The following is a 25,179-nucleotide window of genomic DNA, read 5'->3' on the forward strand; positions in this document are numbered from 1 at the left end:
TAAATATTAATGCGCAAGGGATTGAGCGATTGTTGAAGCTCTTTTTAAAATGTTGCGAGAGCTACAGTTTAAAAAAGCGACTCGTGAAAGCCCGACCCGCAGGGTTGCGCCCAAAGAAATATAAAAATGAATTTAACTGAAATAAAAACATTTGGCGAGTTAAAAAATACAGGATACCAAAGTAAAAGTATCAAAGAAGAACTTCGCCAAAATCTTATTGATAAAATAAAGCGTAAAGAACAAGTTTTTGAAAGAATTCACGGCTATGAAAAAACAGTAATTCCAGAATTGGAACGTGCAATTCTATCTAAACATAACATTAATCTTTTAGGATTAAGAGGACAAGCAAAGACAAGACTTGCGCGTTTAATGCTTCAGTTATTAGATGAATATATACCTGTAGTTAAAGGTTCAGAAATTAATGATGATCCTTTTCATCCTATCTCTAGGTTTGCACAAGAGACTTTAAATGAAATGGGAGATGACACTCCGTTAAGTTGGTTGCATAGAGACGATCGTTTTGCTGAAAAATTAGCAACGCCAGATGTCACTGTAGCCGATTTAATTGGGGATGTAGATCCTATTAAAGCTGCTAATTTAAAATTGACTTATGCCGATGATCGTGTTATTCATTTTGGGATGATACCACGCGCAAACCGCTGTATTTTTGTAATTAACGAGTTGCCCGATTTACAAGCCAGAATACAGGTGGCTCTTTTTAATATTTTACAAGAAGGAGACATTCAAATACGTGGTTTTAAGTTAAGAATGCCGCTAGATCTTCAGTTTATCTTTACCGCAAACCCTGAAGATTACACCAACCGAGGAAGCATTGTCACGCCACTTAAAGATAGAATTGGCTCTCAAATTCTGACGCACTATCCTAAAGATATAGAAACGGCTAAAAAGATTACAGCACAAGAAGCAAAACTAGAAGAGAATCAAAATACCCGAGTAAGTGTCCCTGAAATTGCTAAAGATGTATTAGAACAAATTAGTTTTGAGGCGAGAAAAAGCGAATATGTAGATGTAAAAAGTGGTATTAGTGCAAGAATGAGTATTACTGCTTTTCAAAACTTATTGAGTACGGCAGAGCGTAGAGCAATAATAGCTGATGATAAGCATACGCAACTTCGATTAAGTGATTTTATAGGAATAATCCCTGCTATCACTGGGAAAATAGAATTGGTATATGAAGGTGAACAAGAAGGAGCCGATTTTGTAGCCAAAGAATTAATGACCGAAGCTGTAAAAACGTTATTCACTACTTACTTCCCGAAAATTGAAAAGCTTCAAAAACAAGACGAAGAAACGCCTTATGATGATTTACTTAATTGGTTTTTTAATCAGGAAGGGGTTGCAATAACGTCAGATTTGAGTGATGAAGAATACCAGCAAACTTTATTAAGAATTACTCCCTTACCTCAACTTGTAAAAAAATACGTTCCCGATGTAAATGAGAATGATCAATTTTTTATGATGGAGATGGTATTGTGGGGATTAGCTGCCTATCAAAAACTAAGTAAGCACGACTTTTCTGAAGGCACTCAATTTCAAGACCTATATGGTAATTTTATCAATAATTTATAAGGGTTAAAGCTAAGCTAAAACGCATGGTCTTGTAATTCATTTTTTCTAACTTTAAGAAAAATACAAGACCATGCTTCAACAAATTCATATACCTAACGAAGAAAAAACAGATACGAATCAGCAATTTGGTTGGTATACTTTAGGAGATTTTATAGCTGCCAATTGGTTTTATATTACGGCAGTTGTTGTTATTGCTTTAATCGTTCTTATGTATTCTAAGAGGTTGAAACGAGAACGTTTAAAAAGGCAAGAAGAAGCTCGACAAAATACTAACGAGTCTTCAACCAACCGGTGATACTTAAACGTTGATCGTTGGTGACCTTTTTTACTTCGTGTTCTAAAACCTGACTTTCAAAAATTACAACTCTACCAGGCATAGGATAAATCACTTCTTCGCCACCATAGGGTTTGTAAATAACCAATTCCCCACCGTTGGTAGTTAACCAATTCTCTTCATTTAAATAGCAAACAATCGACAGTTTTCTACGAGAATCATTTTGGAAAGTATCTAAATGCCTCTTGTAAAATGTTCCTGTAGGATATACCGCATAATGAAACTCTTTATGTAAAATTCCCATAAAGCAAGTTTTATTAAGGTAAGCTACAAGGTTATTTATTTTTGTAAAAAAAATACTTTCTGCCCGATCTGCCTTTTGTTCATCTATCCATAAAATAAAATCACCTCGTATGGCTTTTTCAATTACCTCGTTAGTTCGGTTTCCTATGGCAGATTTTTTAAATTGGTCTTCTTCAAACTTCTGTAATGTCGCTGTACGTAGAATTTCTATTTCCGAGGCATCGAAAAATGTATCAATGATACTGTATTGATCTTTTAATAAGTCTTCAATTATTTTCTCAAATTTTAGATTTACTTCAAAATCTACTTGCTCAAAAAGTTCGGTATTTAGCATTAAAATATTTATAAAATAGCCCGGCAATATTAGTCCTTTTTTTTGATTGTATAGTTTTAAAAAAATCAGAAAAATTAAAATTTAATTCAACTCAAGTTTAATCCTTAACTTTGCAGCACAAATAAAATTTTTACTAGTGGAAATATTACAATTTTTAAGCGGCCCAGGACTTTTCTTAATTTTAGGTATAGCAGTAGTTGCAGTGGTTCTTTATAATAAATTCAAGAAATAATGAGTCAAATTCGCCTTACCAAACAATTTAATTTTGAAACGGGTCACGCCCTTTATGGTTACGATGGTAAATGTAAAAACGTACACGGTCATAGCTATAAACTTAACGTTACGGTAATAGGACAACCTATTAACGACCGTAACCACGTAAAAAACGGAATGGTGATCGATTTTAGCGATCTAAAAAAAATTGTGAAAGAAGAAATTGTAGACCAATTTGATCACGCTACGGTACTCAATAAAACTACGCCGCATATAGAACTGGCAGAAGAATTGATAAAGAGAGATCATAATGTTATTTTGGTAGATTATCAACCCACAAGCGAGCAAATGATCATAGATTTTGCCGAAAAAATTAAAGCAAGACTTCCTAAAGAAATACAATTACACAGCTTAAAACTTCAAGAAACTGAAACTAGTTTTGCCGAGTGGTTTGCGAGTGATAATTAGGGCGTTTCCCTGCGGGTCGGGCTTTACATTGCAATCTTTAAAAGTTTTCTTCAAAAACTCTTAAAGGATTTTCATTTCAATCCCTAACGCAAAAAAAAATCTTCTTAGAAATAAGTATATTTGATTTCTACAATGAAAACCATGCAGATTCCTCCAGGTAAAAAAGTTTATTTTTCAAGTGATAATCACTTAGGCGCTCCTACTCAAGAATTAAGCAAACCCAGAGAGAAAAAATTTGTGCAATGGCTAGATGAGGTAAAAGAAGATGCAGCAGCCATTTTTTTGCTGGGAGATCTATTCGATTTTTGGTTTGAATATAAACACGTAGTCCCCAAAGGATTTGTACGTGTTTTAGGAAAATTAGCCGAAATCCGTGACAGCGGAATCCCTATTTACTTTTTTGTTGGTAACCATGATCTTTGGATGAACTCTTATTTTGAAGACGAATTAAACATTCCTGTCTTTCACCAACCCAAAGAATTTATTTTTAATAACAAAACCTTTCTCATAGGACACGGCGATGGTCTAGGCCCGGGAGACAAAGGCTACAAACGAATGAAAAAGGTGTTTACCAATCCTTTTTCTAAATGGTTGTACCGTTGGTTTCATCCAGATTTGGGGGTGCCATTAGCACAGCACCTCTCAGTTAAAAATAAACTGATCTCTGGCGATGACGATGCCAAATTTTTAGGAGAAGAAAATGAGTGGTTAGTACAATATGCTAAGCGAAAATTAGAAAGTAAACATTACGATTATTTTGTTTTTGGACACCGACATTTACCTATGAGTATAGAAGTAGGAAAAGACTCTACTTATCACAATCTTGGAGATTGGATTAATTATTACACCTATGGAGTTTTTAACGGAAATACATTTGAGTTAAAGGAATATTAATTAGCGCAAACTTCTAAATATTTTTTAAGGTCTAATTGAAATAATGTTGCTCCTAATAAGGTATTAATTTCTTCTAATTCTATTTTACTAACCGCCAATTCAATTTTTGAAGATGGCGTTTTTAGAAGAATAGACTTGCAGTCTTTTGGCGTCTTGCATTGTGAACAACAGCCTTGTTCTACTGCTTCAATTACATTTTTTTGAAACAACTTTACCTCTTCTACGCTAAGAAAAAAACCCGTGTCTCTAAATACCACTTGTAATTTATCTTTTTTTGATTTCCAAAAAAAAGAAATTCCGAATTGGGTTTTGTGTATGATATCTATTTCTTCCATGCTTATCTTTTGAATCAAAGATAAACTTATTTAGAATAATTCTAAACTAAAAATGCGTTTTATTTTTCCTGCTTTTTAGCAATCTCTTTTCCAAGAAAATAAGCTCCTAAAAGCGGTATCAATACAAATGCGGAATAATTTTGCCACCACCCTAAAGAATAAGCTAAAATGGCAAAGCCTGTTAAAAAAATTATGGCGAATATATCTAAGTAATATTTATTCAAGTTGATAGTTGTTTAAAATGCTATATAATTAATCTTTGAGTTTTCTTTAATTTCTAAGATTTCAGAAGTAAAGATATCTACTAAAATAATTTTATTCCAGTTATGTAATTCAAATTTATCATTGGATGAGATATCCCTCAAGTCTAAATCACTCGATCTAGATGCACCAGCACATATAATTAACCAATTACTCTCAAAATTTGAAAACCATTTGGATGCTAATTGACTTTTACTTTTAACTATACAATTAATGTATTCTTCTTTAGTGTCTTCATAATTTGAAGTTACACTTAGATTAATTATAGTACTATGATTCCTTTTAAGGATAGTTACTCTTCTAATATTTGGAGTTGGGTTTATAATTTGTCTTTCATTAATATAGTTTCTGATTTCTTCTTCTAAGCTTTTAGCTTCTTCAATAAATTTTAAATGATTTATTACTATGTGATTATAATGTATAGTGATGCTATAACCTTTAGGATATCTTTCTTTAATTCGCTTTCTTGCGATTTTATGTAGACGATTTACATAAACTTCACTCCTTTTCAAAATAGAGCCAGTATCAGAATAGTCTGAATAAAAGTCTGTGATTTCGCATCCAATTTTATAATTATTTCTAGTTAAAATAAAATCTGGCGATTCTGTACTTTCTATCTCGAACTTTTCTTCTAGTTGATCAAGATATTTCTCCAGAAATAATCTTTCCTTTTCTTTCTTTGTTAACATTTACTTATCGAATATCTTTCAGTTTTAATTGGAGACTAACATTGCCTTTCCATTCATTCTCATCAACTGAATAAACAGCATCAAAAGGCTCTTTGTTAGCTACAGTTTTTAATTTTTTTCCTAAATTAAAACCTATTGCTCCCAGCATTCCTTGGTTAGGAAGTTGCTGTACACAACATTTTAAATGATCATTTTCTTGGCCTACGGCTTTTGCATAACCCGTATCTGTAAGGTTGGTCGTTAGAAAAGTAGGAGCCATATTCCCAGGTCCAAAAGGCGCAAACTGTTTAAGGATTCTATAAAATTTAGGGGTAATCTCTGTTAAAGATAATGCTGCATCTATTTTAATTTCGGGCGTAAGAAGACGAGGTTCTATAGTTGCCGCAACTACTTCTTCAAATTTTTGTTTAAATTTTTCATATTGGTTTTCGTGCAGTGTTAAACCCGCAGCATATTTATGTCCGCCAAATTGCTCTATATATTCTTGGCAAGCTTCTAAAGCATTATAAACATCAAAGCCTTTAACGGATCTTGCCGAAGCTGCTAATTTTTCACCGCTTTTAGTAAAAACCAACGTTGGTCTGTAATACGTTTCGGTGAGACGGGAAGCCACAATCCCAATGACTCCCTTATGCCAATCTTCTTGATAAACTACCGTAGTAAATTTATCTTCTTCCTTATGATCTAAAATTTGTTGCAAAGCCAACTCAGTAATACTTCTATCCTCTTCCCTTCTTTCTTTATTGTACTGTTCTATTTCTTGTGCAAAAAGTTGAGCTTGTTCCTCATTCTCTTCAGTAAGTAATTCTACAGCGTGTAAACCGTGTTTCATTCTTCCGGCAGCATTTATTCTGGGAGCGATGATAAAAACTACATCTGTAATGGTTAACGTTGTTTTTTTTATCTGATTGATAATCGCCTTGAATCCATTCCGCGGAAGCGTATTTATAACATGTAAACCGTGATAGGCTAATATTCTATTTTCCCCTGTTATAGGGACAATATCGGCTCCTATTGCGGTTGCCACTAAATCTAAATATGGAATTAAACTTTGTACCGTATTTCCTTTATCTTGCTCTAAAGCTTGTATAAGTTTAAACCCTACACCGCAACCACAAAGTTCTTTATAGGGATAATTACAATCTTCTCGTTTAGGGTCTAAAACGGCTATTGCTTGGGGAATTTGATTTCCTGGTCTGTGGTGATCACAAATAATAAAATCTATCCCTTTTTCTCTAGCATAAGCTACCTTTTCTATGGCTTTAATACCACAATCTAAGGCTACAATTAGGGTTATTCCATTGTCGTGTGCATAATCTATTCCCGCATAAGAAACGCCATATCCTTCTTTATAGCGATCGGGAATATAGGTAGTGACTAAGTTGGTTTGTGTTCTCAAATAAGAGCTCATTAATGCTACGCTTGTAGTCCCATCTACATCATAATCGCCATAAACCATAATGAATTCTTCTTCGCGTACAGCTTCCTGAATTCTTTTAACCGCTACATCCATATCTTTCATAAGAAATGGGTCATGTAAATCTTCTAGCTGCGGCCGAAAAAATTTCTTAGCTTGTTGAAAAGTTTCAATGCCTCGCTGGACTAACAAAAAAGCAATAGCTTCTTCTACTCCCAAGCTTTTTTGAAGTTGTGCTACTTTTTCTTGATCTGGTTTTGGGGCAAGCGTCCAACGCATTTTCTATATTTTGATATTTATTAAGAGTAAAGTTACAAAAGTATAGCGCTACAAGTAAGAATATCGCTTACACTTTATAATATTAGGTTCTAGTTTTTTTGTCTCAAAAGAAGTTTATTACATTTGAAAAAACCTAAACCTATTTTATGCCCGCTAGACCTATTCAATTTAAGCAACGTAATTTATTAAAGATTTTTAGTTTTGTTTTGTTAGGGCTTATCTTACTAGTCGGCGGATTAATAGGCTATTTTATTTCTCAAGATTTTATCTATTTCTATCTCGTGGCTGCAGCTAATATTATATTAGCTTACATTTTCTTTACCTCCCGAATTAAAAAGAATCAAGTCATATACGATCCTGTTTTTGTAAAATTTAAACTTACCCAAAAAGAGAGTAAGAAAATAAAAACCGATTTAATAGAAAAAGCGCTTCTCACCGATGACCATTTAGAAGTGATACTCAAAGATCGTGAAAATTTAAAAATTGATCTTAAAGAATACAGTAAGCAAGATCAGGTTTATTTTGAAAAACTTCTCAACTCATTTCATTAATGACTTAAACCCTACTTCACATTTAGTCATTAAAACTTACTTTAAAATAAACATTTCTTTAAATCTTATAAAGATTTTTGAAACATTTAATAATTAATTTGGTCTTTAGAATATAGTAAGTAACTATAAACTAATTCATTAATCAAAATTAATTCATTATGAGAAAATTATTTTTTACACTAGCCGCGATGAGTTTGTTAGCAGCATCTAGTTATGCAACAGCTTTAGAAAATCATGAAACTTACGTTTCTGTTTCGACTTACGAAATGAACGAGAATAACGAAACTTTAAGCTCTTTTTGTAAAGCAATCGTAAAAGGAGATCTAAAAATGGTACAGCAACTTATTGATCTAGGAGAAGATATTAATCAAAAATCTTTAGGAAAAACACCAGCGATGTATGCTGCAAGATATAATAAAGTAGAGATCCTAACGCTTCTTATTGAAAATGGAGCAGATCTTTCTATGCGCTCTAGCAAAGAAAGATACACTGCCAAAAAATTCGCTGAACTTTCTAATGCAAAAGAATCATTAATGCTTTTAGAAAAATCTTCTAAGTAATAATCTTCTTATTAAATATAAAATAAGGTGGCTTGCAGCCACCTTATTTTTTTCCTTCTACAATAATTACGATTTCACCTTTAGGAGGTTTTTGAGTATAATACTCTAATACTTTTTGTACCTCTCCTCGTTGGGTTTCTTCGTGCAACTTACTTATTTCTCTTGAAACAGAAATCTGCCGTTCCCCTCCAAAATATTCTTTAAAATGTTGAAGTGTCTTTAAAAGCTTATGCGGAGATTCATAAAAAATCATGGTTCGGGTTTCTTCCGCTAAGAGTTGAAGCCGAGTTTGTCTTCCTTTTTTTACGGGCAAAAATCCTTCAAATATAAATTTGTCGTTGGGCAAACCACTATTCACTAAAGCAGGAACAAAAGCGGTAGCTCCCGGCAAGCAATCTACTTCTAAACCCTCTTCAACACAAGCACGTGTCAACAAAAAGCCAGGATCTGAAATTGCTGGTGTACCTGCATCGCTTATTAATGCCGCATTTCCCCCCTGTTTTAATCTATTTACAATCATCTCTAAAGTTTTATGCTCATTGTGCATATGATGACTGTACATTTGTGTAGAAACTTCAAAATGTTTTAAAAGTTTTCCGCTGGTTCGTGTGTCTTCGGCTAAAATAAAATCAACTTCTTTTAAAACTCGAATGGCTCTAAAAGTCATATCTTCTAAATTACCGATAGGTGTAGGAACAATAAATAGTTTTCCCATTAGGCATATTTATTTTCGATAGCTTGAAGAAATCTATTTTCATAAACCTCTTTATTCTCCCAATGGTTATAGTCTGGTTTTACGACTTCATTAATAAATCTCTCTGCTTCAGGGTAGCTTTCTATAGTATTTAATTGAGAAAGCACTCTGTTGTAGTCTGATGCATCTCCATCAAAAAGATGTTTAATATAGCTTAGCCGATCATTAAGTCCTATTTGAATTCCTTTTTTTAAACGATCATTTAATGATTTTTTCTTGTCAGAATGTTTACTGTTAAAGTCTTCTTTGCGTTCAAACTCTGGCATAATTCCAAAGAGATTTTGCTGCTCTTCCGTTAATAAATTCTCATCTTTCGCTTTTTCTATATCGTTTTTTACTTCTTTTTCTTCAAATTGAGGTTCTTCTGTAGAGGTTATTTCGTGAGCAATTTCATTTTCGTTCTTCTCTTCTTTCTTTTCGGAAGGTCTTTCAAATTGAGGCAAATCGTCATAATGTATACCTCCTAAATTTCTAAACTCATCTTTTTTATCTTCCTCTTTTTGTGGTAAGATATCTTCTAACACCTCATCTACTTTTTGAGTTTCTGGAGCCATTGAAGCTACAATATCTTTAATTTTTTCGGTATTAGGTTCTGTAATGGCTTGGGTGTTATGTTCTGTCCCATCAGGCCTAGCATCATCTTTAATAGAAGTGTTATCCTCTTTCTTTGATTTTGATGGAGCTACAATTTCTTCCGTTAAGGCTTTTTCAATATTTTTTCTACCAATAGTGGGTTGCGGTCCTTCAAAATACTTTTCGGTGAAAGAAAGCACCGAAAGTTTTTCGTACAATACACCCGTTACTGCTTTAAGTTCATGAACATCTGCTTTATTTTTTAATTGCAAAATTCTATGAGCTATACTCATAAGCTCTGCTTCTAGGGTCTTCTTCATAACTTTATGATTTACTTTGCTACTGCAGCTTTATTTTTAGTAAATTTATCTCAACTTTACTCTAACAGGAATTTTCCTGTTGAATGCTGAAAATTACAAAATGTTTCTCGAAAATACTGTAAATCACGAAGAGCAATTTGGATGGATTGAAGTAATTTGTGGAAGTATGTTCTCTGGTAAAACAGAAGAACTTATTCGCAGGTTAAAACGAGCCCAGTTTGCCAAACAAAAAGTAGAAATTTTTAAACCCGCTATCGATACGCGCTACGATGATGAGATGGTAATTTCTCACGATGCTAACGAAATTAGGTCTACACCCGTTCCTGCCGCTGCTAACATTAGACTTTTAGCAGATGGTTGCGATGTTGTGGGCATTGATGAAGCTCAATTTTTTGATGATGAGATTGTAAGCGTTTGCAACGATTTGGCGAATAAAGGAATTCGAGTAGTGGTTGCTGGTTTAGATATGGATTTTAAAGGAAACCCTTTTGGACCTATGCCTAATCTTATGGCCACTGCAGAGTATGTGACTAAAGTACACGCTGTTTGCACACGAACGGGAAATTTAGCCCAATACAGCTTTAGAAAAGCAGCTAGTAAAGATTTAGTGCTTTTAGGAGAAACCGAAGAATATGAACCTCTAAGTAGGGCTGCCTACTACAAAGCCATGCTCGATCAAAAGGTGAGAAAAATGGATATTGAAATAAAAGAGATTTTACCTAAAGAAGAAAAAAAACTATGAAAGCTTCAGAAACTGTTCTCGAAATAGATCTTAAAGCTTTAGAACATAATTACCGCTACCTTGCTTCTAAAGTAAATAGTCAAGTAAAAAAACTAGCGGTGATCAAAGCTTTTGCGTATGGGAGTGACTCTGTAGCTTTAGCAAAAAGATTAGAGAAGCTAGAAGTAGACTATTTTGCAGTTGCATACACCAAAGAAGGAGTTGCATTAAGAGATGGAGGGGTTACTAAACCCATTTTAGTGCTTCATCCACAGTCTGCCCATTTTCAAGAAATTATAGATCGTTGTCTTACTCCGAGTATTTATAGTGATTTTGTACTTACTCATTTTATCGCTTCCGCGGAAGCGAACAATCAACAGCATTATCCTATTCACTTAAAATTGAATACAGGTTTAAACCGACTTGGTTTTGACCCTGATGAAGCCCCGTTGATTATTGAAAAGTTGCAACAGACTTCGAGTATAAAAGTAGACGGGATTTTTTCTCATCTAGCAGCAAGTGAAGACCCAGAAGAAAAAGAATTTACTACCTCTCAAATAAACACATTTAAAAAAGTAAGTGAAGATATCATCGCAGGTATTGGTTATCAACCCCTAAAACATTTATGTAATACCAGCGGAATTTTAAATTATCCCGAAGCTCATTTTGATATGGTAAGAACAGGGATCGGACTATATGGCTACGGAAATTCAGATGAAATCGATAAACAGCTTATTCCCGTAGGAACCTTAAAAACGATTATTTCTCAAATTCATCATATCAAAGAAGGGGAAAGTGTAGGTTATAACCGAAAGTTTAAAGCCGAAAAAGATACCAAAACAGCTACCTTACCTTTAGGTCACGCCGATGGCATCAATAGAATTTACGGAAAACAAAAAACAAATGTTTCTATAAACGGACATCTAGCGCCCATCATTGGAAATGTATGTATGGATATGATTATGATAGATATTTCGGGAATTAACTGTAAAGAAGGGGATGAAGTCATCCTTTTTGGAAAAGAAAAAAGCGCCGAAGAATTTGCCCATAATGCCGGAACCATCTCTTATGAACTGATAACCTCTGTCTCTCAACGAGTAAAAAGAAAAATTATAGAATAATTTTAAAATTTATTCTATATTTAATTATACTAACCAAACAAAAATAAACTATGGGGTTCTTTAGTGACTTTAAAAAATTCTTAATGAAGGGCGATATCGTTGCCCTTGCTACAGCAGTTGTTATTGGCGCTGCTTTTAAAACAATTGTAGATTCTTTTGTAAAAGATGTCATCACTCCTATCATAGGAATGTTAACAGGTGGAATAGATTTCACGAAAAAATTTATCTCCTTAGATGGCGTAACTTATGAAAGCTTAGAAGCTGCAAGAGAAGCAAAAGCTGCTGTAATTACTTACGGTAACTTAATACAAGCCATTATTAACTTTATTATTGTTGGTCTTTTTATCTTCTTATTTTTAAAGTATTATGAAAAAGTAAAGAAAAAAGAAGATCCAAAACCTGTTGCAGCACCTGCAGGACCAACCCAAGAAGAATTGCTTATTCAAATTAGAGATGAGTTGAAAAGACAAAATACAGCTTCATAAAGATAACGTAGTAACCGCTACACCATTCATTTAATAACTAAACCCCGAATTGTTGAAAAACAGTTCGGGGTCTTTTTTTGTATAATTTTTCATGTTTTTAAGGCCTATTAAAATACCTTTGCAAAAACCACATTTTATAAATTTTAAAGGTTTATAAAACTTAAACTCAACCCATGAAAATAGCTGTAGTTGGAGCCACCGGAATGGTGGGGAAAGTAATGCTCAAAGTTTTAGCAGAAAGAAATTTTCCGTTAACGGAATTAATTCCTGTTGCCTCAGAAAAATCTGTAGGAAAAGAAATAGATTTTAAAGGAAAGAAATATAAAGTAGTTAACCTTCAAACTGCTGTAGATTTACAACCAGATATTGCATTGTTTTCTGCAGGTGGAGATACTTCAAAAGAATGGGCTCCAAAATTTGCTGAAGCAGGAATTACCGTAATTGATAATTCATCTGCATGGCGAATGGATCCTACTAAAAAATTAGTAGTTCCAGAAATTAACGCTAGCAGTTTAAGTCAAGAAGATAAAATTATAGCCAACCCTAATTGCTCTACGATACAGTTGGTGTTAACTTTAAAACCATTGCACGATAAGTACAAAATTAAGCGTGTTATTGTTTCTACTTACCAATCTATTACAGGAACCGGAGTTAAAGCTGTACAACAGTTAGAAAATGAATATAAAGGTGAACAGGGAGAAATGGCTTACCCTTACCCTATTCACCGCAATGCTATCCCTCATTGTGATGTTTTCTTAGAAAATGATTATACCAAGGAAGAGATGAAACTCACCCACGAAACTAAAAAAATTCTTAACGATAATTCCGTTTTAGTTTCCGCTACAGCGGTAAGAATTCCAGTAGTAGGCGGTCACAGCGAATCGGTGAATATCGAGTTTGAAAATGACTTTGAAATTACTGATGTTAAAAAGCTTTTAAGCGAAACTCCAGGCATTACCTTACAGGATAATCCTAGTGTAAACACTTACCCTATGCCGATTTATGCTGAAGGAAAAAATGATGTTTTTGTAGGTAGAGTAAGAAAAGATCATTCTCATGCTAAAGCATTGCAGCTATGGATAGTTGCCGATAACTTAAGAAAAGGTGCAGCGACCAATGCTATACAAATTGCAGAATATTTAGTAGAAAATAAATTACGTTAATACACGTCTAAAATTTTGACTTCTTTTTCACGGAAAGTAAAAACATCACCTTTTTGCTTTCCGTTTAAAAGTTGAGCCATCGGCGAATTAATTCCTATGGCATAAAATTTCTCTTTATTGATATTGACTTCTCCTACAGGAATCGCTACAAAATAATTAGCAGTATTTGTGATTACAATACTCCCCAACTGAATTGCTGTAGATGCTTTTTGAAGCTGCGGCAAACTTAAAATTCCTTTCAGTTTTTTAAACTCTTTTAGTTGCCGTTCTAATTGAGAAATTTCTGCATTGATCATTTCTCTAGAAGTCTCATATTTATCACCTGCGCTACTTTTAGTTTCGTTACCTAAATCGTGCTCTAAATCTCGAACCGATGCCTCTAAACGCAGTATCCGTTCGTTTACATACCCATAACAAGATCTTAAAAGTTCTTCTCTCACTTTCACTTTTTCTTTTCTTCTACATTAAATTTTAACGGACCGTAATAACCCATTTGTTTTGTGATCCAAGCTTTTCTAGATTGAATATATCCCGATGGCGGATTCGCTTTATAACTTAGCGGATTAGGTAAAATCGCTGCAATCGCTGCCGCTTGTGATACCGTTAATTGATTCGCAGATTTTTTAAACCAATAGATAGAAGCCGCTTCGGCTCCATAAACACCATTTCCCATTTCTATACTATTAAGGTATACTTCTAAAATGCGCTCTTTACTCCAAATAGTTTCAATTAAAAAGGTAAAATACACTTCTAAACCTTTTCTCACCCAATTTCTGCCAGGCCATAAAAAAACATTTTTAGCAGTTTGTTGGCTTATCGTACTGGCACCACGCAAACGTTTTCCCTTTTTATTATTTTCTATAGCTTCTTCTATGGCTTTTATATCAAAACCATTATGCTTTATAAAATTTTGATCTTCACTGCTAATCACCGCTTTTTGTAAATTAACCGAAATATTTTCTAGAGGTTCCCAATCGTGTTTCCAAAAGTTTCTATTTTCTGAAGGAGCTTCTATGTATCTTATCACCATTAAAGGCGTTATAGGAACAGGAACCCATTTGTAAACTACCACCCATAAAATAGTGAGTCCAAAAAACCATAAAATAAGTTTCCCTATAAATCGTAAAAATCTTTTCATATGCTATGAAGACAAGTTAGCTAATTCTTTTCCCACTAAACTACCTATTGCAACGCCCATTCCGCCAAGTCGAACCCCGCAGAAAACCTTTGGAGATAACTTTTCTAGGATAGGTTTTTTTTGATTACCCACACCCATTATTCCGCTCCAACGCTGATCGATTTCAAAGGACGTTTGAGGTAAAATTACTTCTTTCAACAATTCTTCTAGCTTTCGCTGAATTAATGCTGTAAGTGTCATTTGCATGGTTTCTTCGGCTTTAAAATTTAAGTTTCTACCTCCACCTAACAAAATACGGTTGTCGATATTTCTAAAATAATAATAGCCTTCTTCTAAATGAAAAGTTCCTTGTATGTGAAGGTTTTTAATCGGTTTCGTAATTAAAACCTGTGCCCTAGCAGGTTTAACTTCATCTATGTTTAATTTCTTTGCAAAGCCATTGGTAGCAATGCATAGTTTTTGAGTTTCTAATTCAAAATTATTTGTAATTACCTTAACGGAATTTTGATTCTCTTCGTACTTTAAGACCTCTACTCCGTTTAAAATTTGGATGTTTGCATGATGAGCTTTGTGCATTAATGCTTGCATCATTTTACCGGTATCCAGTTGTCCTTCAGACTTGTTAAATATAAGCTGCTGCTGAATTTTCTTAAAGCCAAAATTATTATCTACTACACTAAATACTTCCTCTTTAAAAATAGGAAATAACAACTCATTCAATGTTTTTAATTGAGACTCACAGGATTTAAATAAGGTTTTATTTTCTTTCGTAAAGAGTTCGTAACCGCCGTGGGTTTTAAATTGTAGAGCTTTATCGCCAATGGTTTCTCTTAAAATTTGAAGGCCTTCTACCCTTCTATTTACTAAAGCGAGCATTTCTTCTTTAGTATGGATTTTTAGATCGTCTAACAATTCTGATGCGCTTCCAAAACAAGCAAAGCCGGCATTTTTGGTACTAGCACCGTTAGGTAAAAGATCACGTTCTAAAATGAGAATTTTTGCTTTTGGATGGTTTTTTCTTAATTGCAAAGCACAATTTAAACCCGTAATACCGCTGCCTACAATGGTGAAGTCTATATGTTTAAACCACGTAGTTTTTTCCCAATAGGAGAAATTCATTCCTTTTTTTTATCTAAAGTAAGGAAGTTTTTTGCGTTAGGGATAGAAGCGGCATCCTTTTTTGCGTGGAACACCTAAAAAGATATAGCGAATAGCCCGACCTTTAGGTAACGCCATAAAAAAGAAAACCCTCAAGCTAACTTGAGGGTTTATAGTATTATTCTTCGTCTTTATATTTATCATCCATCACAAAATCTTCCATAAATTTAGTGGTGTAATTACCTGCTAAATAATCTGGATGATCCATTAATTGACGGTGAAATGGAATAGTTGTTTTCACTCCTTCAATGACAAATTCATCTAAAGCACGCTTCATTTTATTGATAGCTTCTTCTCTAGTTTGCGCTGTTGTAATTAACTTCGCGATCATAGAATCGTAGTTAGGAGGGATTGAATAACCACTATATACGTGGGTGTCAATTCTTACTCCGTGACCTCCTGGCGCGTGTAAATTAGTAATTTTACCTGGAGAAGGTCTAAACCCATTATATGGATCTTCAGCATTAATTCGACATTCTACAGAGTGTAATTTTGGGAAGTAGTTCTTTCCTGAAATTGGCACTCCTGCCGCAACTAAGATTTGCTCTCTAATAAGATCGTAATCGATTACTTGCTCTGTAATAGGGTGCTCCACTTGAATACGAGTATTCATTTCCATAAAGTAGAAGTTGCGGTGCTTGTCTACCAAAAATTCTACGGTACCTGCTCCTTCGTATTTGATATATTCAGCAGCTTTTACAGCAGCTTCACCCATTTTCTCACGAAGTTCATCGGTCATAAATGGCGATGGAGTTTCTTCGGTAAGTTTTTGGTGACGGCGTTGTACCGAGCAATCTCTTTCTGAAAGATGGCAAGCTTTTCCTTTGCTATCTCCTACAACTTGTATCTCGATATGGCGAGGCTCTTCAATAAGCTTTTCCATATACATACCATCATTACCAAATGCTGCTTTTGATTCTTGTCTTGCTGAATCCCAAGCGTCTTGAAGTTGCTCTTCTTTCCAAACGGCACGCATTCCTTTACCTCCACCACCTGCTGTGGCTTTAAGCATTACAGGAAAGCCCATACTTTTGGCAGTCTTAAGACAGTCTGCGTAATCATCTAAAAGTCCGTCTGATCCTGGAATACAAGGAACTCCTGCTGATTGCATGGTAGCTCTTGCCGAAGCTTTGTCTCCCATTCTATCGATCATCTCTGGAGATGCTCCTATAAATTTGATATCGTGTTCTTGACAAATTTTTGAGAATTTAGAATTCTCTGCCAAGAAACCGTAACCTGGGTGGATAGCGTCTGCATTGGTAATTTCCGCGGCAGCGATAATATTTGATATTTTTAAATAAGAATCACTACTTGGTGCTGGACCTATACATACAGCTTCATCTGCAAAACGCACGTGTAAACTATCGGCATCTGCTTTTGAGTATACTGCCACAGTTTGGATTCCCATTTCTTTACAGGTTCTAATTACACGTAGTGCAATTTCACCTCTATTGGCAATTAATATCTTTTTAAACATGGTGTTGTGTTTAAATTTATTAAGAATAAAATTTTACTCTTAATTGTTAAATTAAGAAGGGTCTACCAAAAATAATGGTTGATCGAATTCTACTGGAGAAGAATCATCTACTAAGACTTTTACAATCTTACCGCTTACTTCACTTTCTATCTCGTTGAAAAGTTTCATTGCTTCAATTACACAAAGCACGTCTCCTTCTTTTATTGAATCTCCCACCTCAATAAATGCAGGTTTGTCTGGAGATGGTTTACGGTAAAAAGTTCCGATAATTGGAGATTTTACTGTAATATACTTAGAATCATCATCGGCAGCTGGTGCATCTTGAGTTGCTGCAGGAGCTTCTTGAGTTGGAGCTGCTGGTTGCTGCATTTGTTGATGACCTTGCATTTGTGGCTGCATTCCTCCCATTGGGATTTGCTGAACGATGGTTGTTTCTTTTTCGTCTGAACTAGTTTTAATGGTGATTTTGATATCATCCATTTCTAATTTTACTTCGCTAGCTCCAGATTTAGCTACAAATTTTATTAAATTTTGAATTTCCTTTAATTCCATAATTATAAGGTATTTGTCATTTTTAATCCCTCAGTAAGGGTCTAATCTCTCGAGGTTTGTCCCGAAAATTTAAAATAGTTTTTATATTTATCTGCCCAGTGCGCGCACCGAGGTTTTCGATTTATGAGTTATATGCCCATTTTAAATAAATGGATCCCCACGTAAATCCGCCTCCAAAGGAAGCAAATACTAAATTATCTCCTTTTTTAAATTGTTTCTCGTAATCACTTAATAATAAAGGTAGTGTTGCTGATGTGGTGTTTCCATAACGCTGAATATTCATAAGCACTTTTTCTTCGCTTAATCCCATTCTCTTTGCTGTAGCGTCTATAATACGTTTGTTAGCTTGATGTGCTATCAACCAATTTACATCTTCTTCTTTTAAGTTGTTGCGCTCCATTATTTTTTCACTTACTCCAGCCATATTGGAAACTGCATACTTAAATACGGTTTTACCATCTTGCTGTACGTAATGTTGTCTATTGGCAACTGTTTCTTGACTTGCTGGTAAGAGTGAACCTCCTGCATCAATTTTTAAAAAATTTCTTCCTACACCATCACTTCTTAAAAATTCATCTTGCAATCCAAACCCTTCTTCATTAGGTTCAAAAAGTGCAGCTCCAGCTCCATCACCAAAGATGATACATGTAGCTCTATCGGTATAATCAATTATAGAAGACATTTTATCTGCGCCTATAACTAAAACTTTTTTATATCTACCTGATTCTATATAGCTTGCTGCAGTAGACATTCCGTAAAGAAAACTAGAGCAAGCAGCTTGTAAATCGTATGAAAAAGCGTTGGTTGCACCTAACTGAGAAGCGGTATAGGCTCCTGTTGAGGCAACAGGAAGGTCTGGGGTGGTGGTTGCAAAAATTAATAAATCGATCTCTAAAGGATCGATATTATTTTTTTCTATAAGGTTTTTTGCGGCTTGTATACCTAAATAAGAGGTTCCTTTATTAGGATCTTTTAGTATTCTTCTTTCTTTTATACCTGTTCTAGTAGTAATCCATTCATCATTGGTTTCTACCATTTCTTCTAACATTTTATTAGTTAAAATGTCATCGGGCACATAAGATCCTACAGCTGTTATTGCTGCTTTAATTTTGTTCATAAAATGGATTTTATTTCACAAAAGTAGGTTTCCCTACATTAATGATTTTAGAAATTTTTTAAATTCTAAAACTGAGGTGCAAAGTAATATGTTTTTGCCACTTATTCAACTTATTAACTCAAACATTTATAGTTTTATAAGCCAAAAGGTCTTAAAAAAACAAAAACCCTCGCCTTTTGAGCGAGAGTTTTTTATAATTTCTATGAGCTTAATCTCTAAGCTTCAACTTCTTCAGTATTATCAATAAGGATTTGACCTCTATAATAAAGTTTTCCTTCGTGCCAGTGAGCTCTGTGATATAAGTGCGCTTCTCCTGTAGTAGGATCTGTAGCTATTTGTGGTGCTTTCGCCTTATAATGCGTTCTTCTTTTATCTCTTCTGGTCTTAGATATTTTTCTCTTAGGATGTGCCATAGCTAAGTATTAATTTTTATCGTTTAATAGGTTTTTTAATTTATTCCAGCGAGGGTCTACCTCATTTACTTCTTCTTCTTTTTCTTGCCCAATCTTAGGCTGTAATTCTTCTAGTTTATCAAGTATGTCTGAGTCTAATGTTCCATCTTCTACACCTGGGTGAATCCTTTTTATAGGAACTCCCAAAACAATGGCTTCGTAGATATATTGCTGCACTTTTATTTCGTATTCCCCGTGAGGCAAAATAAGCAACTCTTCATTTTCATCATTTAATTCTTCTCCAAATTTTACCACTAAAGAAATGTTATTCTCTACCGGTTGATCATATGGCTCATTAGTAACATCACAGTTAATATTAATGTTGCCGTGAACGTGAAAATCGAGCTCTAGCATAGTTGACTTTTTCTCAAAAGTCAAATCTACTTTTACATCGATATCATTAAAATCTTCGTACTCAAAAAATTCAAAGAACGTATTATCTATATGATAATCGTAATGATGCCTTCCTATCTTTAATCCCACAAATGGGATGGTAAACTCTTTTAATTTCTTCATCACATCGTCAATTTCAGGCGTGCAAATATATAAAATATAATGAATTAACTATCTTTATTAACAAAAAAATGTTTATAATTTTTTATTCTGTTTTTTTAGTGGGTTTTTGGTAAGCTTTTCATACTCTTTGCGACTCTTAAATATCTCTATAGAAGCAAATACCGCTTCTTTGAATGAGGTATAATCTGCCTCTCCTTTTCCTGCAATTTCATAAGCAGTCCCGTGGTCTGGAGAGGTTCTCACTTTTTCTAAGCCTGCAGTAAAGTTAACTCCGTTACCAAAAGACAGAGTTTTAAAGGGAATTAATCCTTGATCGTGATATGCAGCTACGACTGCATCAAAATTCTGATAATTTTTTGTTCCAAAGAAACTATCTGCAGCATAAGGTCCATATACTAAGTTACCTTTATCTTGTAATTTCTTGATGGTAGGTTTTAAAACCTCTTCATCTTCTTTGCCTATGACTCCATTATCTCCACTATGTGGATTAATTCCTAGAATAGCTATTTTTGGTTTTCTTACTTTAAAATCCGCTTTAAGCGAATTAGAAATCATATTTACTTTCTTTTCTATGAGAGAAGGTGTAATGACTTCTGAAACTTCTTTTACAGCCACATGATCTGTAAGTAATCCCACTTTTAAATTTTGAGAAATCATGAACATTAGACTTTCTCCTCCCCCTAAATGCTTAGCTAAATAATCGGTGTGACCAGGAAAATTAAATTTATCTGACTGGATAACATTTTTGTTAATAGGGGCAGTAACCAAAGTATCGATATCTCCTTTTTTTAAAGCTTGTGTAGCAGCTTCTAAAGATTGAAGTGTAAACTTTCCTAAAAATTTATCTTCTTCTCCAAAATTAATTTTCAAATTATCTTTCCAGATATTGACCACATTAAACTTACCGTCAATAATTTTCTGCGCGTCGTCTACTCCTTGAAAATTAATATTCATTTTAAAATGCTTTTTATAAAAAGAAAGCAATTTATTATTTGCAAAAATCACTGGAGTACAAAAATCTAACATACGTTGGTCGGCAAAAGTTTTTAAAATAACTTCACTGCCAATTCCGTTTAAATCACCTATACTTATTCCAACTCTTACCTTATGTGCTTTTTTCATCAAAATAATATCTATTTTTGCTCAAACAAAGGTAACTAATTATTAATAACTATGTTTACAGGAATAGTAGAAGTGCTTGGGAAAATTATTAACTTAACTCAAGAAGATGATAACATACATTTCACAGTTGAGTCTTCCTTTGCGGAAGAATTAAAAATTGACCAAAGTGTTGCTCACAACGGGGTTTGTTTGACGGTTACCTCTATAGAGAATAAAAATTATACCGTAACAGCAATCAGGGAAACACTAGATAAAACAAATTTGTCTTCCCTTAGCATAGGAGATATGGTGAATTTAGAAAGAGGAATGATGATGAATGCTAGATTAGACGGACATATTGTTCAAGGTCATGTCGATCAAACGGCAACTTGTACTCAAATACAAGAGCAAAATGGAAGTCACATTTTCACTTTTTCCTACGACTCTACTTTAAATAATGTTACTATAGAAAAAGGTTCTATTACTGTAAATGGTGTTAGTCTAACTGTAATAAATAGTAAAAGAAATAGTTTTAGCGTAGCTATTATTCCTTATACATATGAACATACTACATTTAAATATCTTAAAGAAGGAGCAACTGTAAACTTAGAGTTTGATGTGATTGGAAAATATGTGCAAAGACTTTTAAATTTAAGAAGCTAATCTTCTTTTTTTCTAAGTTTGCTAATTCCAAAAACACTTCCTGCTATAAGTAAATAAGTTAAAAAACCGTCTATAGGTAATCCAGGTGGAGGGGTACCGATAGTTCCTGATGGCGAATCTGGTGGATCTGGTGGAGGTGGCCCAATAACTTGAAAAGAAAAAGCCTGCATAGACATAAACGTCATTGCAAGAGTCAAAATTGTAGTTTTCAAATACTTCTTCTTCATATCGAAAGCTAAAATAGTAAAAACTTTAACATTTAAAGAAATCTACTACATTAAATGATCATTAAATATATAAAATCCCCTATAACATTATAAAACATTAAGGGGATTTTTAAAATATTTAACCTTGTGGTCCCACATGGGCTCGAACCATGGACCCCCTGATTATGAGTCAGGTGCTCTAACCAGCTGAGCTATGGGACCGAAATCAGGAGGCAAAAATAGTCATATCTATGATATCTCCCAATAAAAATCTTACTTTTTTATTTCTTGGCATAATTCTACCAAAACTCCGTGCGAAGATTTTGGGTGTAAAAAAGCTACTAACTTATTATCTGCCCCTCTTTTAGGAGTTTCATTTAGCACGACAAAACCTTCGGTTTTCAATTCTTCTATCTTTTTTTTAATATCTTCTACTGCAAATGCAATGTGATGAATACCTTCTCCTTTTTTCTTTAAGAATTTAGCGATAGGACTATTTTCATTTGTAGCACCTAAAAGTTCAATTTTACTTTCGCCGGTTTTAAAGAATGAGGTTTTTACACCTTCACTTTCAACTTTTTCTTGTTTGTATGGAGCTGCTCCCAGTAACTTCTCGTAAGTAATATTTGCTTCTTCAATGTTATTAACGGCAATCCCAATATGTTCAATTTTATCCATTTTTATTAAAATTTTGTTTTACAAAAATACTATAACTTTTAAAAAGGCTATTTTTGCCATATGGAAGAAACAAACAGACAAAAAAAAATAGGCGGAGTCTTACAAAAAGATTTAGCCGATGTTATACAGCAAGAGCTTAGAAATGCTGGGAAAACCAATATTATTATTTCGGTTTCGAAAGTAAAAGTAACGACAGATTTATCTATCGCTAAGGCATACTTAAGTATTTTCCCTAGTTCTCAAGGAGCAGCTCTTTTAGAAGAATTAAGAGAAATTAAGCATCTTTTAAAACATCAAGTAGCTTTAAAAACTAAAAATCAATTAAGAAAAATGCCTGATTTGGACTTATTTTTAGATGATTCTTTAGATTATATCGAGAAAATTGATGAAGCCGTAAAAGGAAAAGAAAATCCTATCGAAAATCCAAACCTTTTAGATAAAAGAAAAAAATCTTAATTTGAATTTCTCCTATTACATCGCAAAGCGGTACTTAGCCACTAAAAGTAAAAATAGTGCTATTAATATTATTACCATCATTGCGGGGATAGGTGTTTTTGCCGGAGCGTTGGCGCTCTTTATTGTACTCTCTGGGTTTGCAGGTTTAAAAGAGTTTAGCGTCTCATTTTCTAATGAATTTGATCCCGATTTAAAAGTTCTTCCGTCAAGCGGAAAAACAATTATAGTAGATCAAAACAAATTAGAACAAATTAAAGCTTTACAGGGAGTTCAAGCATTTTCTAAAATTATTGAAGAACGAGTTTTATTAAGTTTTGATAATAAGCATACCCCAGCAAATATCAAATCTATAGATAAAGAATATCTAAATGTAAACCCTGTAGATAGTTCTTTGATTGGAGGTGTTTGGGTTCATCCACAAGAAAATCAAGTGGTGATTGGGAGTGCCATTTCTAGAAAATTATCTTTAGGAATTGGCGGTTATGGTGATGCTTTAAAAATTATGGTTCCTAAACCAGGGAAAGGACAAATCTCACAAGTAAGTGATGCTTTTTCAACTAAATCTGCTTTAGTGACTGGAGTTTATAGTATTAATGAAGACCTCAATTCTAAGTATATATTTACGCCTTATTTCTTTGCGGAAGAATTACTTCAGTTAAAAGAGAATGAATTTTCTGCTTTAGAAATAAAGTTAAATCCCAATGCCGCTGAAGACGATGTTAAAGAACAACTCATTTCTATTCTTGGTGAAAAGGTTATCATCAAAAACAGAATTCAGTTAAATGATAAGTTATACAAAATGTTGAATACTGAAAATTTAGCGGTATATCTTATTTTTACTTTAGTTCTTATTATAGCACTTTTTAATGTGGGCGGAGCTATTGTTATGGCCATTTTAGATAAACAACACAACATACGAACGCTTCATCATTTAGGTGCTTCTGCCAAAGGAATTAAACGCATATTTTTGTTACAAGGAACATTATTAACCCTTGTTGGTGGGGCTTTAGGATTAATGCTTGGGATTGTTATTATTTTATTACAATTACAATTTGACCTTATTATGATTACGCCTACCTTACCTTATCCTGTAGCTCTAAAAGCTGAAAATATTCTAGTGGTCTTTGCTACCATTATGGTATTAGGAATAACAGCCACCTATATTGGTACCACGAGAATTACTAAAGTTTTGACTTAGATTTAGATGAATTGGAAATCTCCAAACTCTTTTTCGGCTTCATCAAAAGCTTTAAACACATCTTCGGCCTCATCACTGGTAACCATCTTCATTCGGTGTTCTTTAAAATGCGGAATTCCTTTAAAGTAATTGGTGTAGTGACGACGAGTTTCAAAAACGCCTAACTTATCTCCTTTCCAATCTATAGCCATTTGTAGGTGTCTTCTTGCAGCTTCTAAACGCTCTGCCATGGTTGGAGGATCTAAATGTTCTCCAGTTTCAAAAAAGTGTTTTACTTCTCTAAAAAACCAAGGATAACCAATACTTGCTCGCCCAATCATGGCTCCGTCTAAACCAAACTCATCTCGCATTTTAACCGCTTTTTCGGGCGTATCTACATCTCCGTTACCAAAAACAGGAATGTGCATTCGAGGATTGTTTTTTACGTCGGCTATGGGTTTCCAATCGGCTTCGCCTTTATACATTTGTGCACGTGTTCTTCCGTGAATAGAAATGGCTTTGCAACCAACATCTTGTAGACGTTCGGCTACTTCGACAATTTTTATGGAGTCGTGATCCCAACCTAAACGGGTTTTTACAGTAATAGGCAAATTGGTATGTTTTACCATCGCTTCCGTTAAGGAAACCATCAAATCTATGTCTTTTAAAATTCCGGCGCCAGCTCCTTTAGAAACTACTTTTTTAACGGGACAACCAAAATTGATATCTATAATATCTGGACCCGATTTTTCTACAATCTCTACCGATTCTAACATCGATTCTAGATTGGCTCCAAAAATTTGAATTCCTACAGGGCGTTCTTTCTCATAAATATCGAGTTTCATGACACTTTTTGCCGCATCACGAATTAATCCTTCTGAAGAAATAAACTCTGTATATACGACATCTGCTCCCTGTTCTTTACATAAGGCTCTAAATGGAGGATCGCTTACATCTTCCATAGGTGCCAAAAGTAATGGGAACTCTCCTACCTCTATATCTCCTATTTTTGCCAAAATTGAATGCTTTTTGTTTAGACTGCAAAATTAGTAAATAAGATGTAAATCTTAAGTTTAAATCTTGTCATTCTAGATTCGACTAAGAATCTCATGCTTGGTAGTCGAATCATTCAAGTATCATGAAATCAATTCCGTAAAGTGATTTTTCTATTGAAATATTTTCC

Annotated in this window: 32 protein-coding genes and 1 tRNA gene; 13 read left to right on the forward strand and 20 right to left on the reverse strand. The window is 34.0% G+C overall.

Going from position 1 to position 25,179, the window contains the following annotated elements; all coding sequences use genetic code 11:
- The first annotated feature begins 126 nt into the window (after positions 1-126).
- Both LX95_RS02250 and LX95_RS02255 read left to right on the forward strand, forming a co-directional pair.
- The gene (locus tag LX95_RS02250; protein ID WP_111539789.1) at positions 127-1,590 is read left to right on the forward strand and encodes a magnesium chelatase; all 1,464 of its coding nucleotides are present in this window, start codon (positions 127-129) and stop codon (positions 1,588-1,590) included.
- Positions 1,591-1,660: 70 nt separating this feature from the next.
- Positions 1,661-1,885: a hypothetical protein gene (locus tag LX95_RS02255; protein ID WP_111539790.1), complete on the forward strand. Its 225-nt coding sequence runs from the start codon at positions 1,661-1,663 to the stop codon at positions 1,883-1,885.
- Here LX95_RS02255 and LX95_RS02260 read toward each other — a convergent pair.
- Positions 1,860-2,501 carry a 2OG-Fe(II) oxygenase gene (locus LX95_RS02260; protein ID WP_111539989.1) on the reverse strand — a complete coding sequence of 214 codons (642 nt, stop codon included), beginning with the start codon at positions 2,499-2,501 and terminating at the stop codon, positions 1,860-1,862. The two genes, LX95_RS02255 and LX95_RS02260, sit on opposite strands and share 26 nt — an antisense overlap.
- 231 nt (positions 2,502-2,732) lie before the next feature.
- On the opposite strand from LX95_RS02260, the gene LX95_RS02265 reads away from it, so the two are divergent.
- Complete coding sequence (locus LX95_RS02265) at positions 2,733-3,182, forward strand: 6-pyruvoyl trahydropterin synthase family protein (RefSeq protein WP_111539791.1); 450 nt, start codon at positions 2,733-2,735, stop codon at positions 3,180-3,182.
- Between the two features lie 141 nt (positions 3,183-3,323).
- Positions 3,324-4,076 (forward strand): UDP-2,3-diacylglucosamine diphosphatase, encoded by a 753-nt coding sequence (locus LX95_RS02270; RefSeq protein WP_111539990.1) that lies wholly within the window; start codon positions 3,324-3,326, stop codon positions 4,074-4,076.
- Here LX95_RS02270 and LX95_RS02275 read toward each other — a convergent pair.
- The 4 genes from LX95_RS02275 to recJ are packed head-to-tail and all read right to left on the reverse strand — an operon-like array spanning position 4,073 to position 7,057.
- On the reverse strand, positions 4,073-4,429 hold the full coding sequence (locus LX95_RS02275; RefSeq protein WP_211307630.1) for a hypothetical protein: 357 nt from the start codon (positions 4,427-4,429) through the stop codon (positions 4,073-4,075). The genes LX95_RS02270 and LX95_RS02275 overlap by 4 nt on opposite strands.
- 41 nt (positions 4,430-4,470) lie before the next feature.
- Positions 4,471-4,635, reverse strand: coding sequence for a hypothetical protein (locus LX95_RS14565; RefSeq protein ID WP_170116566.1), 165 nt, complete (start codon positions 4,633-4,635; stop codon positions 4,471-4,473).
- Between the two features lie 12 nt (positions 4,636-4,647).
- On the reverse strand, positions 4,648-5,361 hold the full coding sequence (locus LX95_RS02280) for a hypothetical protein (protein WP_111539793.1): 714 nt from the start codon (positions 5,359-5,361) through the stop codon (positions 4,648-4,650).
- Positions 5,362-5,365: 4 nt separating this feature from the next.
- Positions 5,366-7,057 (reverse strand): single-stranded-DNA-specific exonuclease RecJ, encoded by a 1,692-nt coding sequence (gene recJ, locus LX95_RS02285; RefSeq protein WP_111539794.1) that lies wholly within the window; start codon positions 7,055-7,057, stop codon positions 5,366-5,368.
- A gap of 146 nt (positions 7,058-7,203) precedes the next feature.
- Between recJ and LX95_RS02290 the strand changes: the two genes are divergently transcribed.
- Both LX95_RS02290 and LX95_RS02295 read left to right on the forward strand, forming a co-directional pair.
- Positions 7,204-7,608, forward strand: coding sequence for a hypothetical protein (locus tag LX95_RS02290; RefSeq protein WP_111539795.1), 405 nt, complete (start codon positions 7,204-7,206; stop codon positions 7,606-7,608).
- Between the two features lie 158 nt (positions 7,609-7,766).
- Complete coding sequence (locus LX95_RS02295; RefSeq protein WP_111539796.1) at positions 7,767-8,168, forward strand: ankyrin repeat domain-containing protein; 402 nt, start codon at positions 7,767-7,769, stop codon at positions 8,166-8,168.
- 43 nt (positions 8,169-8,211) lie between these two features.
- Here the strand turns inward: LX95_RS02295 and rsmI are convergent, their stop codons facing one another.
- Positions 8,212-8,883 (reverse strand): 16S rRNA (cytidine(1402)-2'-O)-methyltransferase, encoded by a 672-nt coding sequence (rsmI, locus tag LX95_RS02300; RefSeq protein WP_111539797.1) that lies wholly within the window; start codon positions 8,881-8,883, stop codon positions 8,212-8,214.
- A complete protein-coding gene (locus LX95_RS02305) occupies positions 8,883-9,815 on the reverse strand; it encodes a hypothetical protein (RefSeq protein WP_111539798.1) in 933 nt (310 codons plus the stop codon). The genes rsmI and LX95_RS02305 overlap by 1 nt, the downstream gene beginning before the upstream one ends.
- A gap of 100 nt (positions 9,816-9,915) precedes the next feature.
- Here LX95_RS02305 and LX95_RS02310 point away from each other — a divergent pair, with 100 nt between their 5' ends.
- The 4 genes from LX95_RS02310 (at position 9,916) to LX95_RS02325 (ending at position 13,305) form a co-directional block, all read left to right on the forward strand.
- Positions 9,916-10,557 (forward strand): thymidine kinase, encoded by a 642-nt coding sequence (locus LX95_RS02310; RefSeq protein ID WP_111539799.1) that lies wholly within the window; start codon positions 9,916-9,918, stop codon positions 10,555-10,557.
- On the forward strand, positions 10,554-11,657 hold the full coding sequence (gene alr / locus LX95_RS02315; protein WP_111539800.1) for an alanine racemase: 1,104 nt from the start codon (positions 10,554-10,556) through the stop codon (positions 11,655-11,657). Before LX95_RS02310 ends, alr begins: the two co-directional genes overlap by 4 nt.
- 50 nt (positions 11,658-11,707) lie before the next feature.
- Positions 11,708-12,142: a large conductance mechanosensitive channel protein MscL gene (gene mscL / locus LX95_RS02320; RefSeq protein WP_111539801.1), complete on the forward strand. Its 435-nt coding sequence runs from the start codon at positions 11,708-11,710 to the stop codon at positions 12,140-12,142.
- A gap of 173 nt (positions 12,143-12,315) precedes the next feature.
- The gene (locus tag LX95_RS02325) at positions 12,316-13,305 is read left to right on the forward strand and encodes an aspartate-semialdehyde dehydrogenase (protein WP_111539802.1); all 990 of its coding nucleotides are present in this window, start codon (positions 12,316-12,318) and stop codon (positions 13,303-13,305) included.
- On the opposite strand, the gene LX95_RS02330 is transcribed toward LX95_RS02325, so the two are convergent.
- The 9 genes from LX95_RS02330 to pdxA form a co-directional block, all read right to left on the reverse strand.
- Positions 13,302-13,745, reverse strand: coding sequence for a transcription elongation factor (locus tag LX95_RS02330; RefSeq protein ID WP_111539803.1), 444 nt, complete (start codon positions 13,743-13,745; stop codon positions 13,302-13,304). The genes LX95_RS02325 and LX95_RS02330 overlap by 4 nt on opposite strands.
- Positions 13,746-13,747: 2 nt before the next feature.
- A complete protein-coding gene (mtgA, locus tag LX95_RS02335) occupies positions 13,748-14,443 on the reverse strand; it encodes a monofunctional biosynthetic peptidoglycan transglycosylase (RefSeq protein ID WP_111539804.1) in 696 nt (231 codons plus the stop codon).
- Positions 14,444-14,446: 3 nt separating this feature from the next.
- Positions 14,447-15,562 (reverse strand): NAD(P)/FAD-dependent oxidoreductase, encoded by a 1,116-nt coding sequence (locus LX95_RS02340; protein WP_111539805.1) that lies wholly within the window; start codon positions 15,560-15,562, stop codon positions 14,447-14,449.
- 157 nt (positions 15,563-15,719) lie between these two features.
- Complete coding sequence (gene accC / locus LX95_RS02345) at positions 15,720-17,078, reverse strand: acetyl-CoA carboxylase biotin carboxylase subunit (protein WP_111539806.1); 1,359 nt, start codon at positions 17,076-17,078, stop codon at positions 15,720-15,722.
- Between the two features lie 51 nt (positions 17,079-17,129).
- Positions 17,130-17,630, reverse strand: coding sequence for an acetyl-CoA carboxylase biotin carboxyl carrier protein (accB, locus tag LX95_RS02350; protein ID WP_111539807.1), 501 nt, complete (start codon positions 17,628-17,630; stop codon positions 17,130-17,132).
- A gap of 121 nt (positions 17,631-17,751) precedes the next feature.
- Entirely contained in the window at positions 17,752-18,747 is a 996-nt protein-coding gene (locus LX95_RS02355) for a beta-ketoacyl-ACP synthase III (RefSeq protein WP_111539808.1), read from the reverse strand.
- A gap of 215 nt (positions 18,748-18,962) precedes the next feature.
- A complete protein-coding gene (gene rpmF / locus LX95_RS02360) occupies positions 18,963-19,160 on the reverse strand; it encodes a 50S ribosomal protein L32 (RefSeq protein WP_111539809.1) in 198 nt (65 codons plus the stop codon).
- Positions 19,161-19,169: 9 nt separating this feature from the next.
- A complete protein-coding gene (locus LX95_RS02365; RefSeq protein WP_111539810.1) occupies positions 19,170-19,715 on the reverse strand; it encodes a YceD family protein in 546 nt (181 codons plus the stop codon).
- Between the two features lie 72 nt (positions 19,716-19,787).
- A complete protein-coding gene (gene pdxA / locus LX95_RS02370; protein ID WP_111539811.1) occupies positions 19,788-20,837 on the reverse strand; it encodes a 4-hydroxythreonine-4-phosphate dehydrogenase PdxA in 1,050 nt (349 codons plus the stop codon).
- Positions 20,838-20,888: 51 nt separating this feature from the next.
- Here pdxA and LX95_RS02375 point away from each other — a divergent pair, with 51 nt between their 5' ends.
- A complete protein-coding gene (locus LX95_RS02375; RefSeq protein WP_111539812.1) occupies positions 20,889-21,479 on the forward strand; it encodes a riboflavin synthase in 591 nt (196 codons plus the stop codon).
- Here the strand turns inward: LX95_RS02375 and LX95_RS02380 are convergent.
- The 3 genes from LX95_RS02380 to mce all read right to left on the reverse strand — a co-directional run bounded on the left by LX95_RS02380 (position 21,476) and on the right by mce (position 22,363).
- The gene (locus tag LX95_RS02380) at positions 21,476-21,691 is read right to left on the reverse strand and encodes a PID-CTERM protein-sorting domain-containing protein (RefSeq protein WP_146240729.1); all 216 of its coding nucleotides are present in this window, start codon (positions 21,689-21,691) and stop codon (positions 21,476-21,478) included. The two genes, LX95_RS02375 and LX95_RS02380, sit on opposite strands and share 4 nt — an antisense overlap.
- Positions 21,692-21,833: 142 nt before the next feature.
- A tRNA-Ile gene (locus LX95_RS02385) sits at positions 21,834-21,907 on the reverse strand.
- A gap of 51 nt (positions 21,908-21,958) precedes the next feature.
- Positions 21,959-22,363: a methylmalonyl-CoA epimerase gene (gene mce, locus LX95_RS02390; protein WP_111539814.1), complete on the reverse strand. Its 405-nt coding sequence runs from the start codon at positions 22,361-22,363 to the stop codon at positions 21,959-21,961.
- A 60-nt stretch (positions 22,364-22,423) separates the two neighbouring features.
- Between mce and rbfA the strand changes: the two genes are divergently transcribed.
- Complete coding sequence (rbfA, locus tag LX95_RS02395; RefSeq protein ID WP_111539815.1) at positions 22,424-22,819, forward strand: 30S ribosome-binding factor RbfA; 396 nt, start codon at positions 22,424-22,426, stop codon at positions 22,817-22,819.
- Between the two features lies 1 nt (position 22,820).
- Positions 22,821-24,017 carry an ABC transporter permease gene (locus LX95_RS02400; protein WP_111539816.1) on the forward strand — a complete coding sequence of 399 codons (1,197 nt, stop codon included), beginning with the start codon at positions 22,821-22,823 and terminating at the stop codon, positions 24,015-24,017.
- Between the two features lie 2 nt (positions 24,018-24,019).
- On the opposite strand, the gene dusB is transcribed toward LX95_RS02400, so the two are convergent.
- Entirely contained in the window at positions 24,020-25,012 is a 993-nt protein-coding gene (gene dusB / locus LX95_RS02405; RefSeq protein WP_111539817.1) for a tRNA dihydrouridine synthase DusB, read from the reverse strand.
- Positions 25,013-25,179 lie beyond the last annotated feature (167 nt).

Origin of the sequence: Mesonia algae (genome assembly GCF_003253545.1) — a bacterium.
GTDB lineage: Bacteria > Bacteroidota > Bacteroidia > Flavobacteriales > Flavobacteriaceae > Mesonia > Mesonia algae.

Bases quoted from the DNA above. Each gene is read 5' to 3' on its own strand.
- LX95_RS02270 (WP_111539990.1), top strand. From the start codon at position 3,324: ATGCAGATTCCTCCAGGTAAAAAAGTTTATTTTTCAAGTGATAATCAC.
- LX95_RS02280 (WP_111539793.1), bottom strand. From the start codon at position 5,361: ATGTTAACAAAGAAAGAAAAGGAAAGATTATTTCTGGAGAAATATCTT.
- LX95_RS02255 (WP_111539790.1), top strand. From the start codon at position 1,661: ATGCTTCAACAAATTCATATACCTAACGAAGAAAAAACAGATACGAAT.
- LX95_RS02305 (WP_111539798.1), bottom strand. From the start codon at position 9,815: ATGAAGAAGACCCTAGAAGCAGAGCTTATGAGTATAGCTCATAGAATT.
- recJ (WP_111539794.1), bottom strand. From the start codon at position 7,057: ATGCGTTGGACGCTTGCCCCAAAACCAGATCAAGAAAAAGTAGCACAA.
- mscL (WP_111539801.1), top strand. From the start codon at position 11,708: ATGGGGTTCTTTAGTGACTTTAAAAAATTCTTAATGAAGGGCGATATC.
- accC (WP_111539806.1), bottom strand. From the start codon at position 17,078: ATGTTTAAAAAGATATTAATTGCCAATAGAGGTGAAATTGCACTACGT.
- LX95_RS02375 (WP_111539812.1), top strand. From the start codon at position 20,889: ATGTTTACAGGAATAGTAGAAGTGCTTGGGAAAATTATTAACTTAACT.
- LX95_RS02310 (WP_111539799.1), top strand. From the start codon at position 9,916: ATGTTTCTCGAAAATACTGTAAATCACGAAGAGCAATTTGGATGGATT.
- LX95_RS02365 (WP_111539810.1), bottom strand. From the start codon at position 19,715: ATGAAGAAATTAAAAGAGTTTACCATCCCATTTGTGGGATTAAAGATA.
- rbfA (WP_111539815.1), top strand. From the start codon at position 22,424: ATGGAAGAAACAAACAGACAAAAAAAAATAGGCGGAGTCTTACAAAAA.
- alr (WP_111539800.1), top strand. From the start codon at position 10,554: ATGAAAGCTTCAGAAACTGTTCTCGAAATAGATCTTAAAGCTTTAGAA.
- rsmI (WP_111539797.1), bottom strand. From the start codon at position 8,883: ATGGGAAAACTATTTATTGTTCCTACACCTATCGGTAATTTAGAAGAT.
- LX95_RS02250 (WP_111539789.1), top strand. From the start codon at position 127: ATGAATTTAACTGAAATAAAAACATTTGGCGAGTTAAAAAATACAGGA.
- rpmF (WP_111539809.1), bottom strand. From the start codon at position 19,160: ATGGCACATCCTAAGAGAAAAATATCTAAGACCAGAAGAGATAAAAGA.
- LX95_RS02295 (WP_111539796.1), top strand. From the start codon at position 7,767: ATGAGAAAATTATTTTTTACACTAGCCGCGATGAGTTTGTTAGCAGCA.
- mtgA (WP_111539804.1), bottom strand. From the start codon at position 14,443: ATGAAAAGATTTTTACGATTTATAGGGAAACTTATTTTATGGTTTTTT.
- accB (WP_111539807.1), bottom strand. From the start codon at position 17,630: ATGGAATTAAAGGAAATTCAAAATTTAATAAAATTTGTAGCTAAATCT.
- LX95_RS02265 (WP_111539791.1), top strand. From the start codon at position 2,733: ATGAGTCAAATTCGCCTTACCAAACAATTTAATTTTGAAACGGGTCAC.
- LX95_RS02340 (WP_111539805.1), bottom strand. From the start codon at position 15,562: ATGAATTTCTCCTATTGGGAAAAAACTACGTGGTTTAAACATATAGAC.
- LX95_RS02355 (WP_111539808.1), bottom strand. From the start codon at position 18,747: ATGAACAAAATTAAAGCAGCAATAACAGCTGTAGGATCTTATGTGCCC.
- pdxA (WP_111539811.1), bottom strand. From the start codon at position 20,837: ATGAAAAAAGCACATAAGGTAAGAGTTGGAATAAGTATAGGTGATTTA.
- LX95_RS02260 (WP_111539989.1), bottom strand. From the start codon at position 2,501: ATGCTAAATACCGAACTTTTTGAGCAAGTAGATTTTGAAGTAAATCTA.
- LX95_RS02325 (WP_111539802.1), top strand. From the start codon at position 12,316: ATGAAAATAGCTGTAGTTGGAGCCACCGGAATGGTGGGGAAAGTAATG.
- LX95_RS02290 (WP_111539795.1), top strand. From the start codon at position 7,204: ATGCCCGCTAGACCTATTCAATTTAAGCAACGTAATTTATTAAAGATT.
- mce (WP_111539814.1), bottom strand. From the start codon at position 22,363: ATGGATAAAATTGAACATATTGGGATTGCCGTTAATAACATTGAAGAA.